This window comes from Pseudaminobacter soli (ex Li et al. 2025), from assembly GCF_029892515.1.
GTDB classification, from domain to species: Bacteria; Pseudomonadota; Alphaproteobacteria; order Rhizobiales; family Rhizobiaceae; genus Pseudaminobacter; species Pseudaminobacter soli_A.
The window spans coordinates 97,399-112,199 of the sequence record NZ_JARXVF010000001.1; the positions used below are offsets into that span (position 1 = coordinate 97,399).

A 14,801-nucleotide genomic window follows, 5' to 3' on the forward strand; every position below is an offset into this window, starting at 1 on the left:
GCGCGGGACAAGGGAGATTGCGATGCTCGAATGGGCGTCATTGCGCAACAGGCCTGATATGCGGGAAGCCAACGGCCCCGCCTCTTCCGGCGGCCTGAATGAGGCACAACCCGCCAAGAAATCCGGAATCTCACTGGCATTGGGCGGCGGCGCCGCGCGTGGCTGGGCGCATATCGGCGTTTTGCGCGCGCTGGACGAAGCGGGCGTCCAGATCGACATGATTGCCGGCACTTCCATCGGCGCCCTGGTCGGCGGCTGCTATCTCGCCGGCAAGCTGGATGAACTGGAAGAGTTCGCGCGCAGCCTGACCAAGCGGCGCATTTTTGGCCTGCTCGACTTCCGCATCGGCGGCAACGGCCTGCTCGGCGGCATGAAGCTGACGGCGCGCATGCAGGAACACCTTTCCGGCCTTCGCTTCGAGGACTTGCCGAAACCATTCGTCTGTGTGGCGGCCGAAATCCGCACGGGTCACGAAATCTGGCTGTCCAGCGGCTCGCTCATCACCGCAATGCGTGCCTCCTATGCCCTGCCCGGCGTGTTCGAGCCCGTGCTTGCCAACAAGCGCATTCTGGTCGATGGCGCGCTAGTCAACCCCGTGCCGGTGTCGGTCTGCCGCGCCTATGAGCAGCGGCTGGTCGTGGCGGTGAACCTGCACTACGACCTGTTCGGCCGCGCGGCGGTGATCAAGCACAGCGCCGGCGAACTTGTCGTGCAAGATGACGCGCCGGCCGGCGGTGTCCGCCAGCTCGACGCCTATTCGCGCGAGAGCCGGCTCGGCATCACCGGCGTGATGGTCGAGGCCTTCAACATCATTCAGGATCGCATCTCGCGGGCGCGGCTGGCGGGCGACCCGCCGGATCTCTCGCTGCAGCCAAAGCTCGGCCATATCGGCCTGTCGGAGTTCCATCGCGCCGACGAGGCGATCCGGCTAGGCTACGAGGCGACGCAGGCGCAGCTCAGCGAGCTTGTACGGCTGCAGACGGTTCTCGCCTGATCAGGCTGCCGCCGCATCGATGATGCGGAATTGCACGCTCCTGTTGCCGTTCCAGTAGTTGGACGACAGCGAGCCGGCGATATGCACCGTGCCGCCGCGGCTCTTGAACAGGAAATCCCCTAGCGCGGTATCCGCCGCCCGGAAGGCAATCGCCTGGATGCGGCCGCCTCCGTCCGAGCGCAAATCCGCGCGGATGTGGGACGTACCCACCAGCCGCGCATCGACGAGCTTGTGGCGCGGCAGCACGAATACCGGCGCGACATGGCCCGAGCCGAAGGGGCCGGCGCGCTCCAGCGTATCGAGCAGGTTGGTTGTAGCGCCATCCGCCGCGATTGCGGCATCGATGGGCAGACCCTCCTCGTCCTGCAGGCGGAACACGTCTGCGGCGGCGCGCTCCTCGAAAAAGGCCCGCAACTCGCCAAGCTTTTCGCGCTCGATGGTGATGCCGGCCGCCATGGCGTGGCCGCCGCCCTTGACGATTAGCCCGCGCTCATGCGCCTCGCGCACCAGCCTGCCGAGATCGAATCCTGAAATCGAGCGGCCAGAACCGGTGCCGACGCCATTGGCATTGAAGGCGATGGCAAAGGCGGGACGGCGCGCGTGCTCCTTCAGCCGCGAGGCCAAAAGACCGACGATGCCCGGATGCCATTTCGAACTGGCGGTGACGATGACGGCCGGCCCCTGCCCGCCGATCAGTTCCGCATCGGCCTCGGCTCGTGCCTCGGCCAGCATCTCCTGCTCCATCGCCTGCCGCTCCTGGTTCAGGCGATGGAGCGTTTCGGCGATCTTGCCGGCCTCGACGGGATCGTCGGTGGCAAGCAGCTTGCTGCCGAGCGCGGCGTCACCGATGCGGCCGCCGGCATTGATGCGCGGACCCAAGAGAAAGGCGAGATGGAAAGTGTTGATCGGCTCGCCGATGCGCGACACCCGCGCCAGCGCGCCGAGCCCTGCATTGCGCTGCTGCCGTATGGCGACGATGCCCTTCACCACGAAGGCGCGGTTGACGCCAACGAGCGGCACCACATCACAGACCGTGGCAAGCGCTACCAGATCGAGCATTGACAGAAGATCGATCTGCGGCAGGTCAGGGCGCTGGTTGCGCAGCACCTTGGCCGTCTGCACCAGCGCCAGGAACACGACGCCGGCGGCGCAGAGATGCCCCTGCCCCGAAAGATCGTCCTCGCGGTTGGGATTGACGATGGCGACCGCCGCCTCAGGCAGCGCACCGCCGACCTGATGGTGATCGAGCACGACGACATCGGCACCGGCATCGCGCGCCGCCTCGATGGCCGCCGCGCTGTTGGTGCCGCAATCGACGGTGACGATCAGGCTCGCACCGCGCGACACCAGTTCGCGCATCGCATCCGGGTTCGGCCCGTAGCCCTCGAAAATGCGGTCGGGAATGTAGATTTCCGACTGGACGCCATAATGCGTCAGGAAGCGCTTGAGCAGCGCAGAGGAGGCAGCACCATCGACGTCGTAGTCGCCGAAGATGGCAACGCGTTCGCGCCTAACGACGGCCGCCGCTATGCGCTCGGCCGCCTTCTCCATGTCGGTCAGCGATGCCGGGTTCGGCAGCAGGTCGCGGATGGTCGGGTCCAGAAAACGTTCGGCGTCATCCGCCCCGACACCACGCCCGGCCAGCACGCGCGCCACGATGTCCGGCACGCCATGGCCCTGGGCGATGGCGAGTGCCGCCATCTCCTGGCGGTCGTTGAGCCTATGCTCCCAGGCAAGCCCGGTAGCCGAGCGCCTGACGCCCAGAAAATAACGCTTTTCGGTCGTCATGCGCCCGTCAATCCCTCATCCTTGGTTTCAGGATAAGGGATCGCGCGGCAAAGCCAAACAGGCCGGGCCATCGAAGCCGTGGATAGACCGCCGGAAACTACTGGAACTTCTCCAGATCCTGGTGGCGGGCCTTGATCGAGCGCACCGTGCGCGACGACGAACGCAGCACGATCGTGTCGGTGGTGATGAAGTTGCGGTCGAACTTCACGCCGGCCAGCATGTTGCCGTCGGTGACGCCGGTGGCGGCAAACAGCACGTCCCCGCGCGCCATTTCCTCGGTGCGGTAGATCTTGTTGGGGTCGGAGATACCCATCTTGGCCGCGCGCGCGACCTTCTCGGGCGTATCGAGAATGAGGCGACCCTGGATCTGACCGCCGGTGCAGCGCAGCGCAGCAGCAGCCAGAACGCCTTCCGGCGCACCGCCGGTGCCCATATAGATATCGATGCCGGTCTCTTCCGGGTTGGTCGTGTGGATGACGCCGGCAACGTCGCCGTCGCCGATGAGGCGGATGGCAGCACCCGTGCCGCGCACGGCATCGATCAGCTTGGCGTGGCGCGGGCGGTCGAGAATGCAGGCGGTGATTTCCGTCACCGGCACGCCCTTGGCCTTGGCGAGGCTGCGAATATTGTCTTCCGGCGAGGCGTCGATGTTGATGACGCCATCGGCATAGCCCGGCCCCACCGCGATCTTGTCCATGTAGACGTCCGGCGCAAACAGCAGGCTGCCCTTCTCGGCAATGGCGATGACGGCCAGCGCGTTGGGCAGGTTCTTGGCGCAGATGGTGGTACCTTCCAGCGGGTCGAGCGCGATGTCGACCTCGGGGCCCTCACCGTCGCCGACTTCCTCGCCGATATAGAGCATCGGCGCCTCGTCGCGCTCGCCCTCGCCGATCACCACGGTGCCCTTGATGGCGAGGCGGTTCAGTTCGGCGCGCATGGCGTCGACAGCCACCTGGTCGGCCGCCTTCTCGTCACCGCGCCCGCGCAGCCTTGCGGCGGCGACGGCGGCGCGCTCGGTCACACGCACGAGTTCCATGGTGAGGATGCGGTCGAGGCCGGCTGCGTCTCTTTTCGCCATAGCTGATTAGTCCCCTAAGTCTCGTTGTGCCGTCCCGCTGACGGCTCCTGCGATCCTTCTGTCAAAGTGAAATGACAACAGCAAGACCTGCCACACGCACTTGTTGCGACCGGGTGAAACCTCAATCGATTAAGGTGTGGGAAGCGCAGATCGACAGGGTCAGAATTTGTTGGCGGCGCGATTTTCAGCAGCGTTCTCAAACGAAAAGCGGCGCGAACCGGTCAGGTTCGCGCCGCTTCGGATTCGGCAAAAAATCAACCCGACAGACTGGATCAGTCAGCCCGCTCGATGCGGATGACCTGCGGCTTGTCCATAAGATGGCCGTCCTTGGTGACACCTTCCACAGCCTTGCGGACCGCGGCCTCGGTCGTCTCATGCGTGACGAGGATGACGGTCTTGCTGCCGTCGCCCTCCGCACTCGAGCCGTGCTGCACGATCGATTCCAGCGAGATGTCGTTGTCGGCCATGCGCTTGGCGACGCCGGCGAAGACGCCGACGCGGTCGTGCACCGTGAGGCGGATGAAATAGCCGCCTGCATGGCTGCGCATCTGCGCCTTCTTATAGGGTTTTAGCTCCTTGGCTGGGCGACCGAAGACCGGGCCATGCTGGAAGCCGGGGCGGCTCTTGGCGATGTCGGCGATATCGCCCACCACGGCCGAGGCCGTGGCGTTGCCGCCGGCGCCGGGGCCGGAGAGCAGCAGCTCGCCCAGAATGTCGGTCTCGACCGCCACGGCATTGGTGACGCCATGGACCTGTGCGATCACCGAGGAGGTCGGCACCATGGTCGGATGCACGCGCTGCTCGATGCCGGTTTCAGTCTGCACGGCCACGCCAAGCAGCTTGATGCGGTAGCCGAGCTCGCCCGCGGCGCGGATGTCGGCCTGGCTGATATTGCTGATGCCTTCCAGATAGATGCTGTCGGCCGAAATCTTGCAGCCAAAGGCAAGGCTGGTCAGGATCGCCAGCTTGTGGGCCGTGTCCTGGCCCTCGATGTCGAATGTCGGATCGGCTTCGGCATAGCCTAGGCGCTGCGCATCCTTCAGGCAGGCGTCGAAGGACAGGCCCTCGGCCTCCATGCGGGTCAGGATGTAGTTGCAGGTGCCGTTGAGGATGCCGAGCACGCGCGAGACGGTGTTGCCCGCCATGGCTTCGCGCATGGTCTTGATGATCGGAATGCCGCCTGCAACCGCCGCCTCATAGTTGAGCAGCACGCCCTTCCGCTCGGCGATCTCCGCCAGCGCCACGCCATGTTTGGCCAGCAGCGCCTTGTTGGCGGTCACGACATGATGGCCGGCCTCGAGCGCCGCCTTCACGCAGGCCAGCGCCGGACCGTCATCGCCGCCGATAAGTTCGACGAACACGTCGATGTCGGCCGATTTCGCCAGCGCCACCGGGTCGTCGAACCACTGGGCCGCGCCGAGATCGACGCCGCGGTCGCGATTGCGGTCGCGCGCCGAGACGGCCGAGACGGTGATTGGCCGCCCGCACTGGCGAGTGAGTTCGGCGGCCTTCGCCGACAGAACACGCGCCACCGAGGCGCCGACCGTGCCGAGCCCGGCAATTCCAATACGCAAAGCTTCGGCCATGTCCCGCAGCATCCCCTCAGATATTTGATATGTTTTCGTAGTTTTCGTTCAGCGTCGCACCGTAAGCGGCACAACATTGTCCGTAGCACCGGCCTCGGTGGTCAGGAAGCGCTTTATGTTGCGCGCCGCCTGCCGGATCCGATGCTCGTTCTCGACCAGCGCGATGCGCACATAGTCGTCGCCATATTCGCCAAAGCCGATGCCCGGAGCGACCGCAACATCAGCCTTCTCGATCAGGAGTTTCGAAAATTCCAGAGAGCCGAGCTTCCTGAATGGCTCGGGGATCGGCGCCCAGGCAAACATGGTCGCGGCCGGAGCCGGTACGTTCCAGCCGGCGCGTGAAAAAGTGTCGACCATCACGTCGCGGCGCTTGTGATAGACATCGCGCACCTCGGCAATGTCCGAACCGTCGCCATTGAGCGCTGCAGTCGCTGCTACCTGGATCGGCGTGAAGGCGCCGTAGTCGAGATAGGATTTCACGCGGGTCAGCGCAGCGATCAGGCGCTCGTTGCCGACGGCAAAGCCCATGCGCCAGCCCGGCATGGAAAAAGTTTTGGACATGGAGGTGAACTCCACCGTCACATCCATCGCGCCCGGCACTTCCAGCACCGAAGGCGGCGGTGCGCCATCGAAATAGATCTCCGCATAGGCGAGATCGGACAGGATGATGATCTCGTGCTTCTTCGCAAACGCGACCACGTCCTTGTAGAAATCGAGCGAGGCAACCAGCGCCGTCGGGTTGGACGGATAGTTGAGGATCAGCGCCAGGGGCTTGGGGATCGAGTGGCGCATGCCGCGCTCCAGCGCGGGAATGAAATTCTCGTCCGGCTCGGCCGGCAGCGAGCGGATGACGCCGCCCGACATGATGAAGCCGAAGGCATGGATCGGATAGGTCGGGTTCGGACACAGCACCACGTCGCCGGGAGCGGTGATGGCCTGCGCCATGTTGGCGAAGCCTTCCTTCGAGCCGAGCGTGGCGACGACCTGAGTGTCCGGGTCGAGCTTCACGCCGAAGCGGCGCGCATAGTAACTGGCCTGTGCACGACGCAGGCCCGGAATGCCGCGCGAGGACGAGTAGCGATGCGTGCGCGGATCGCGCACCACTTCGCACAGCTTGTCGACAATCGCGGTGGGCGTCGGCAGATCGGGATTGCCCATGCCAAGGTCGATGATGTCGGCGCCCCTGGCGCGAGCGCTGGCCTTCAGCCGGTTGACCTGTTCGAAGACGTAAGGCGGAAGCCGACGGACCTTGTGAAACTCTTCCATGTCAGTTCCAGCGATTGGCGCTCAATCTATTTGGCGCGATATATACCCATTGAGAAGGTCGGTCGAGGGCGTCATTTGCCCTCGATCTCGGACAGGGTCTTTTGGCCGTGGGTGGCGGCAAGCTTCTTCAGCAAGGTTTCGTCGTTCGGTGTCTCACCGCTTCCGCCCTTGGCGGCCTGCGCGTTCTGAGCCGCCTTCAGCCCGGCGAGCTTGGCGTTCTTCTCGTCGTCGCTGAGCTGAGGGGCAGCAACCTGGGGCGCGATGTTCAGGTTGGGATATGTCCCGGTGTTCACCGCCTGGCCGGAAGACATGCTGGATGGCTGCGCGGTCACCAATGGCGCGGATTGGCTCGTGCTGGTGCAGCCCGATAGCTGACACTGGATCGCCAGCAGGGCAACACCCAGCAACAGCGGCCGGAAAGCGGAAAAAATGCGTCCGCGAGCAAGCTCCGTCATATTAATTCCTCTGCAGCTCTACTACACGTGAACATTGATGTTGGACCCCAATCCGACGTCTCATTATATTATGGCTACAAAACGCCTTGGGAGGACAAGCGCGAACCATGTCGAAGACAGCCGATTCGGGCAAGACAGGTCCAGAACAGACCTCTTCCGTCGAGCAGTATCTCGTCAAGGACCCCGAACGCTTCGCGCTCAACCTGGCTCGAATGGTCGAGCAGGCCGGCAAGGCGGCCTCCGCCTGGGCCGAGCCCCGCGAAAAGGGCGACCTCCGCGACAGCGTGTCGGAACCGATGACCGACATGGTCAAGACGTTCTCCAAGCTCACCGAATATTGGCTCTCCGACCCCTCCCGGGCGCTGGAGGCGCAAACGCGACTTTTCTCAGGATATATGAATGTCTGGGCAAATGCGATCCAACGCATCGGCGCGGGCGATCAGCCGGCGGCCAGTGACGTGGCGCCAGACAAGGGCGACAAGCGCTTCCAGGATCCCGAGTGGGGCAACAACGCCTTCTTCGACTTCCTGAAGCAGGCCTATCTGGTCACCTCGCGCTGGGCGAACGATCTGGTCGAGCATGCCGAAGGGCTGGACGAGCACACCCGTCACAAGGCCGGTTTCTACGTCAAGCAGATCTCCAACGCGATCTCGCCGTCCAATTTCATCCTCACCAACCCCGAACTGTTCCGGGAGACGGTCGCCACCAACGGCGAAAACCTCGTGCGCGGCATGAAGATGCTGGCCGAGGATATCCAGGCCGGGCATGGCGACCTGAAACTGCGGCAGGCCGACTATTCGCAATTCGAGGTCGGCCGCAACATGGCCATGACCCCCGGCAAGGTGGTGGGGCGAAGCGACGTCGCCGAGATCATCCAGTACGAGCCGACGACCGAAACCGTGCTCAAGCGGCCGCTGTTGATCTGCCCGCCGTGGATCAACAAGTTCTACATCCTCGACCTCAACCCCCAAAAATCCTTCATCCGCTGGGCGGTCGAGCAGGGACACACCGTGTTCGTCATCTCGTGGATCAACCCCGACGAGCGGCACCGGTTGAAGAACTGGGAGGCCTATATCCGCGAGGGGCTGCAATACGGCCTCGACACCGTCCAGGCAGCGACCGGCGAAAGCGAGATCAACGCCATCGGCTATTGCGTCGGCGGCACGCTGCTGGCGGCGGCGCTGGCCCTGCTGGCCCAGGAGGGCGACGAGCGGATCAAGTCCGTCACCTTCTTCACCACGCAGGTCGATTTCACCTATGCCGGCGACCTCAAGGTTTTCGTCGATGAAGACCAGATCGCGGCGCTGGAGCAGTCGATGCGCGGCAGGGGCTATCTGGAAGGCAATAAGATGGCCACCGCCTTCAACATGCTGCGTTCGGGCGATCTCATCTGGCCCTATGTCGTGAACAACTACATGCGCGGCAAGGATCCCCTGCCCTTCGACCTGCTCTACTGGAACGCCGACTCGACGCGCATGAGCGCGGCCAACCATTCCTACTATCTGCGCAACTGCTATCTGGAGAACAATCTCTCGCAGGGACGCATGGAACTGGCCGGCCACACCATTTCGCTGCAGGACATAACTATCCCCGTCTACAACCTCGCCGCCCGTGAGGACCACATCGCGCCGGCCCTTTCGGTCTTCCTCGGCTGCAAGTATTTCGGCGGCCCGGTCGATTATGTGATGGCCGGATCGGGCCACATCGCTGGTGTCGTGAACCCGCCGGCGCAAAACAAGTATCAGTATTGGACGAGCGGCAAGCCGGTCGGAGATTTCGGCGAATGGATCGCCAAGGCCAAGGAAAATCCGGGTTCCTGGTGGCCGCACTGGCAGAGCTGGATCGCTGCAAAGGACGACCGGCGCGTGCCTGCCCGCAAGCCCGGTGAGCACACGCCCGTCCTGGGCGATGCGCCCGGCACCTTTGTCAAAGTGCGCGTGTAACACATTGTAATGTGTGGTGAATTGACCCTGCCGCAAAACAGGGCGAAATGGTGGCGCGGCAAACATGTTCTTGCCTTAATTCAACCCTAGCTCGACTTTTGACTAATAAAGGGTTGCAGATTCGTCAGGTCTGATACCGGCTGCGGAAGCACGCGTTCGATTTTCAGAATTACTGCCGTAGCCAGGCGTAGCGGCGCCGAACGACAGAAGGGGACGGGTTTGACTCCAGCAGGCACTCGCTTTGCGAAACGGGAAGGCCGTGCCGTTTTGGCTGTGCTCTGCTCGCTTCTCCTGGGTTCCTGCACCTCCACAAACGACCCCAATCTCGATTTCAGCGCGCCCGGCTTCAACGCACCATCGACCGCCGCCGCACATCAGGCGACTGAAGCGGGCGTAGCGACGCCTGCTACTGCCGAAACTCTCCAGACTGCGGATGCCGCCGGCACGGCCCCGGCAACCGTGATGGACGACAGCGACCAGGCTTTGCCCGTCGCCGTCGCCTATCTGCCCACGGCAAGACCGGCGCTGAGCGGAACCGGCACGATCTCCCTGCAGCAGGCCGTGGAGGCCGAAGCGGCAGCCGCACGCATGGCCGCGGCTGCCCAACAAGCAGCCGAGCAACCGGCAACGCTTGCGCAGGCTCCAATGCCTGCCACCAAGCCGGAGACACAAGCCGTGGACGCGCAGCCTGCGGCACAGCCGGTACAGGTGGCCGCAACCGCCGAGATGAACAATCCGGTCTATGTCACCGCCGGAGAGCCGCAGAAGAGCGAGCCGGAGGCGCCGAAGAAAAAGGGCTTCCTCGCCTCTCTATTCGGCGCTTCTTCCGCGTCACCGTCGGCCGCCTCGGGTCGAGGCGCGCCCACCACCGCGATTGCCAAGCCGCTCGTTGCCAGCGCTGCTCCCAGCCAGCCGGCCGCAAAGCCGCTGATCGAAACCACGGCCGCACCGACGCCCCTGGAGTCGGAGGCCCCGGCAAAGCCCCTCATCCAGCTTGCCTCGGCCGAATCACCGGCAAAGCCTGCTTCGCTTGCATCGACCGGCAGCGACATTGGGCTGCCCGGCGTGCGCCAGACGGCTCTTTTCGAGATTCGGCGCAAATCGGGAATCGATGACGACAGCGACGTCGACCTTCACGAGGAAGAGGACGGTGGCCCGGTTCAGGTTGCTTCGGCCGCCGGCATGGCACGCCTGGCCCCCAACGGCCTGCTGCGCCAGACCGAAAACGTCGATGTCGCCTGTCTGAAGCCGTCTCTGGTTCGCATGCTCAAGTCGATCGAGCAGCATTATGGCGGCAAGATCGTCGTGACCTCCGGATATCGCAGCCCGACCCACAACCGCCGCGCCAGGGGTGCAAAGAACTCTCTGCACATGTATTGCGCCGCCGCCGACATCCAGATCGAAGGCGTCGGCAAGTGGGAACTGGCCAACTACGTCCGCACCATGCCCGGCCGCGGCGGCGTCGGTACCTATTGCCACACCGATTCCGTGCATGTGGACGTGGGTCCAGAGCGCGACTGGAACTGGCGCTGCCGCCGTCGCAAATAGCCTGCGAAAAGGGCCGCTAAAAACTCTCTGCACATGTATTGCGCCGCCGTCGACATCCAGATCGAAGGCGTCAGCAAGTGGGAACCGGCCAATTACGTCCGCTCCATGCCCGGCCGCGGCGGCGTCTCGGGCATCTATTGCCACACCGATTCCGTGCATGTGGACGTGGGGTCCGAGCGCCACTGGAACTGGCGCTGCCGCCGTCCCAGGTAGCCTGTGAAAAAAGTTGGAAAAGATTTCAAAGACGGGTTGCCGACCACCTTTTGTCTGGCTATAAGCCGCCCATCAACACCGCGCGCCCATCGTCTAGCGGTTAGGACACCGCCCTTTCACGGCGGTAACAGGGGTTCGATTCCCCTTGGGCGTACCATCTTTCTCCACGACATTTCAATGATTTAGCGGCACTGGCTTCGACCATTCCGGAATCTCCCTTGCAAGGGGCGAACCCGCCTACGCCAAGGAATTCAATAGCTTTGCGCCGCTCAAGACTCCTGCCCGGGTTCTAAAGCGACTTACAAATCAGACGGGTTGCAGACCAGCGCTTGCTTGTCTATAAGGCGCCCATCAGCACCGCGCGCCCATCGTCTAGCGGTTAGGACACCGCCCTTTCACGGCGGTAACAGGGGTTCGATTCCCCTTGGGCGTACCAGCTTTCCCAATGACATTCCGACGGATTAGCGGCACTGGCTTCGGCCTATGCCGGAAGCGCCGTTGCAAAACGCGAACCCGCCTACGGCAAGGAATCCGATAGCCTTGGCCGTGCGAGATTCCTGCCCGGCAAGGCGGAGGACTTCTTTAGGGCTACCCAAGAGGCTGGAGCGAATCCGAATCGTCCGTCTCTAATCGTTCGCCGCTCATCACTCGCGATTCGCTCGGTGCGAACTTCTCGCTTTGCGGGCAGCTGTGAGCCGCCGGTTCCCCGCCTATCTCCTTGCCCGGTGTCCTTGATCAGCTCGCCATCCGCGCGCCCAGGGTGTCCGGTACTGAACGGTGGCAAGGCGAACGCGCGCGATGTATCATAACAACTATGCATTGTGAGGTCTGAGCGACCCGATGCGCGGTGCTCACCTGGGAGGGTGAGGCCATGACCATTGCTCCGACGCTGCAGGCGCATCTCGAACGCAAGGGCGCCGAGTATGATCTGGTCGAGCACAAGCCGACCAGTTCCTCGATCGCAACCGCCCGCGCGTGCCACATTCCGGCCGGCTCACTCGCCAAGGCCGTCGTGCTGCGCGGCCGCGACGGCTATCTCCTCGCCGTCCTGCCAGCCTCCAGTCGCCTTCGTCTAGCCGGCCTCAAGACGGCATTCGGAGAGAGGTTCACCCTCGCAACCGAGCATGAGCTCGATCAGCTGATTCCGGATTGCACGCATGGCGCGGTGCCCGCCATCGGCGAATGCTACGGGCTGGACGTCATCGTCGAGGACAATATCCTTCAGCGGCCGGAAGTCTATTTCGAGGGCGGCGACCACGCCACGCTTGTCCACATGAGGCAGGCCCAGTTCGCACGACTTACCGAGGAAGCACCCCATGGACGGTTCAGCGCCCGCTCCAGATAGGGAAAGGAAGTGCCATGCCTTACAACTGCGCCAATCCGGGTGACGTTCTGAAGATCATCAAGGACAAGCAGATCGAAATGGTCGATCTGCGGTTCGTGGACCTGCCTGGCTTGTGGCAGCATTTTTCCGTGCCGCCGCAGACGATCACGCCAGACAGCTTTGCCGACGGCGTCGGCTTCGACGGCTCCTCCATCCGCGGTTTCCAGGAAATCCAGGAAAGCGACATGCTCGTCGTGCCGGATCCGACCACAGCGTTCCTGGACCCGTTCACCGAGGCGCCGACGCTCGTTATGATCTGCAACATCCTGGATCCGACGAATGCCCTGCCATACAGCCGCGACGCCCGCTACATCGCCCAGAAGGCGGAGACGCATCTGACGGCAACCGGAATCGGCGACATTTCCTATTTCGGCCCCGAACTCGAATTCTTCGTCTTCAACGAGGTCCATTACGACCAGGGCACCAACTACGCCTACTATGAGATCGACGCGACCGAGGCGAACTGGAGCGGCCGCGAGGGATTTGGCCTCGGGCACAAGCTGCGCCCGAAAGAAGGGTATTTCCCTGTGCCGCCGGCCGACACGCTGCAGGACGCCCGCACCGAAATGGTGAAGCTACTGGAAGAAATCGGCATTCCGGTCGAAGCGCATCACCATGAGGTCGCGACCGGTGGCCAGGGCGAGATCGACATGCGGTTTGCGAGCCTGACGCGCATGGCCGACAATGTGATGATCTACAAATACGTGGTGAAGAACGTTGCGCGCAGCCGTGGCCTGACCGCGACCTTCATGCCCAAGCCGCTGTTTGGTGACAATGGCTCGGGCATGCACGTGCACCAGAGCATCTGGCAGAACGGTCGTCCGATCTTTGCCGGCGACGGCTATGCCGGCTCCAGCGACCTGATGCGCTATTACATCGGTGGGCTGCTCAAGCATGCGCCGGGCCTGCTCGCCATCTGTGCCCCGACCGTCAATTCGTACCGGCGGCTCGTGCCCGGCTTCGAGGCACCGGTCAATCTGGGCTATTCGCGGCGCAACCGTTCGGCCGCGTGCCGGATCCCGATGTACACGCCTGACCCCAAGGCCAGGCGCGTGGAGTTCCGTTGCCCGGATCCTTCCTGCAATCCGTATCTGGCCTTTGCGGCGATGCTGATGGCCGGCATAGACGGCATTCGCAGCCGCCTCGATCCAGGCGAGCCGATCGACAAGAACCTCTACGATCTGCCGCCGGTGGAACGCGCCCGTATCCCATCGACGCCGGGCTCGCTCGATGCGGCGCTCGACGCGCTGCAGGCGGACGACAAGTTCCTGCTTTCGCACGACGTGTTCACCACCGACGTCCTTGAGACCTATATCGGCTACAAACGCGCGCACGATATCGAAGACATCCGCATACGACCGCACCCTTACGAGTTCGTGCTCTATTACGACGTCTAGCGGCTAACCGCGCTGAAGATCGGAAGGTTTGCACCGAGCAGGACCTCAGCGGCGGCTCGCCTGCATTGAAAAACATCGTGTTTTCGCGACGAGCTGTTGACGATGTCCTTTCCCGAAAAATAGTATCTTTCTTGAGGGGACATCCGCCAGGGAAGAGACATTCATGACCATCAGACTGGGCCTTGTCGGCCTTGGGAAGATCGCGCGCGACCAGCATCTGCCCGCCATTGCGGCAACGGAAGGCATTCAACTCGCAGCCATCGCGAGCCGCAATGCCGGACTGCCGGACCTGCCTTATTTCCACGACGTCGACGCGCTTCTCGCCAGCGATACGGCGGTCGACGCCATCTCGCTCTGCACGCCACCGCAGGGGCGCTTCGAGCAGGCGTTTGCCGCGCTCAAATCCGGCAAGCATCTGATGCTGGAAAAGCCGCCCGGCATGTCGGTGGCGGAAGTCGAGGCGCTCGGCCGGATGGCGCGGGAAAAGGGTCTGACGATCTTCGCCACATGGCATTCGCGCGAGGCGGCGGGCGTCGAGGCAGCACGGGCATTCCTGGCGGACAAGACCATCCGTTCCGTCCGCATCGACTGGAAGGAGGACGTGCGCCACTGGCACCCCGGCCAGCAATGGATCTGGGAGCCGGGCGGCCTCGGTGTCTTCGACCCCGGCATCAACGCCCTGTCGATCGTGACGCACATCCTGCCGGAGCCGATGCATCTCACTGCCTCGACGCTGGACTTTCCGGAAAACCGCCACGCGCCGATCGCCGCCTCGCTCGCCTTCCGCACAATGTCGGGCGCGCCCGTCGAGGCGGAGTTCGACTGGCGCCAGACCGGCCCGCAGACCTGGGACATTCGCGTCGAAACTGATCGCGGCGAGCTCGTGCTTTCGCATGGCGGCAGCCGGCTCGCCATAGACGGCGTGCAGCGCATGGCCGAGCCCGACAGGGAATATCGCAATCTCTACCGGCGCTTCATCGAGCTTGTGGGCAGCGGCCAGTCAGATTTCGACCTGTCGCCGCTGATCCATGTGGCCGATGCCTTCCTGCTTGGGCAACGACGCGTCACCGACGCCTTCCACGACTGATCAGGGGGCGGCTCCGTCCGGCGCCGCCTTCATCTGCCCTTGAAAAAAGACCGCATGGCTGG

The 14,801-nt window shown here is 63.6% G+C and carries 11 protein-coding genes, 2 tRNA genes and 1 pseudogene; 9 read left to right on the forward strand and 5 right to left on the reverse strand.

What is annotated here, in order from left to right; translation table 11 throughout:
* Positions 1-22: 22 nt before the first annotated feature.
* Entirely contained in the window at positions 23-994 is a 972-nt protein-coding gene (locus M2281_RS00490) for a patatin-like phospholipase family protein (RefSeq protein WP_280819143.1), read from the forward strand.
* Here the strand turns inward: M2281_RS00490 and recJ are convergent, their stop codons facing one another.
* The 5 genes from recJ to M2281_RS00515 all read right to left on the reverse strand — a co-directional run bounded on the left by recJ (position 995) and on the right by M2281_RS00515 (position 7,167).
* Positions 995-2,782, reverse strand: a complete 1,788-nt coding sequence (gene recJ, locus M2281_RS00495; protein WP_280819144.1) for a single-stranded-DNA-specific exonuclease RecJ — start codon at positions 2,780-2,782, stop codon at positions 995-997.
* A 97-nt stretch (positions 2,783-2,879) separates the two neighbouring features.
* Entirely contained in the window at positions 2,880-3,860 is a 981-nt protein-coding gene (gene glpX / locus M2281_RS00500) for a class II fructose-bisphosphatase (RefSeq protein WP_280819145.1), read from the reverse strand.
* Positions 3,861-4,132: 272 nt separating this feature from the next.
* The gene (locus M2281_RS00505) at positions 4,133-5,446 is read right to left on the reverse strand and encodes a homoserine dehydrogenase (protein ID WP_280819146.1); all 1,314 of its coding nucleotides are present in this window, start codon (positions 5,444-5,446) and stop codon (positions 4,133-4,135) included.
* 48 nt (positions 5,447-5,494) lie between these two features.
* Positions 5,495-6,712 carry an LL-diaminopimelate aminotransferase gene (locus M2281_RS00510; RefSeq protein WP_280819147.1) on the reverse strand — a complete coding sequence of 406 codons (1,218 nt, stop codon included), beginning with the start codon at positions 6,710-6,712 and terminating at the stop codon, positions 5,495-5,497.
* Between the two features lie 71 nt (positions 6,713-6,783).
* Positions 6,784-7,167, reverse strand: coding sequence for a hypothetical protein (locus M2281_RS00515; RefSeq protein WP_280819148.1), 384 nt, complete (start codon positions 7,165-7,167; stop codon positions 6,784-6,786).
* Between the two features lie 107 nt (positions 7,168-7,274).
* Between M2281_RS00515 and M2281_RS00520 the strand changes: the two genes are divergently transcribed.
* The 8 genes and pseudogenes from M2281_RS00520 (at position 7,275) to M2281_RS00555 (ending at position 14,739) form a co-directional block, all read left to right on the forward strand.
* Complete coding sequence (locus tag M2281_RS00520; protein WP_280819150.1) at positions 7,275-9,110, forward strand: PHA/PHB synthase family protein; 1,836 nt, start codon at positions 7,275-7,277, stop codon at positions 9,108-9,110.
* Between the two features lie 267 nt (positions 9,111-9,377).
* Positions 9,378-10,658: a D-Ala-D-Ala carboxypeptidase family metallohydrolase gene (locus tag M2281_RS00525; protein WP_280819151.1), complete on the forward strand. Its 1,281-nt coding sequence runs from the start codon at positions 9,378-9,380 to the stop codon at positions 10,656-10,658.
* 15 nt (positions 10,659-10,673) lie between these two features.
* Positions 10,674-10,871, forward strand: a pseudogene (locus tag M2281_RS00530) (YcbK family protein); the annotation flags it as partial.
* An 82-nt stretch (positions 10,872-10,953) separates the two neighbouring features.
* A tRNA-Glu gene (locus M2281_RS00535) sits at positions 10,954-11,028 on the forward strand.
* 204 nt (positions 11,029-11,232) lie between these two features.
* Positions 11,233-11,307 (forward strand) — tRNA-Glu (locus M2281_RS00540).
* Positions 11,308-11,742: 435 nt separating this feature from the next.
* Complete coding sequence (locus tag M2281_RS00545; RefSeq protein ID WP_280819153.1) at positions 11,743-12,216, forward strand: aminoacyl-tRNA deacylase; 474 nt, start codon at positions 11,743-11,745, stop codon at positions 12,214-12,216.
* Between the two features lie 14 nt (positions 12,217-12,230).
* Entirely contained in the window at positions 12,231-13,652 is a 1,422-nt protein-coding gene (glnA, locus tag M2281_RS00550; RefSeq protein WP_280819154.1) for a type I glutamate--ammonia ligase, read from the forward strand.
* A gap of 163 nt (positions 13,653-13,815) precedes the next feature.
* On the forward strand, positions 13,816-14,739 hold the full coding sequence (locus tag M2281_RS00555; RefSeq protein ID WP_280819155.1) for a Gfo/Idh/MocA family protein: 924 nt from the start codon (positions 13,816-13,818) through the stop codon (positions 14,737-14,739).
* Positions 14,740-14,801: the final 62 nt, after the last annotated feature.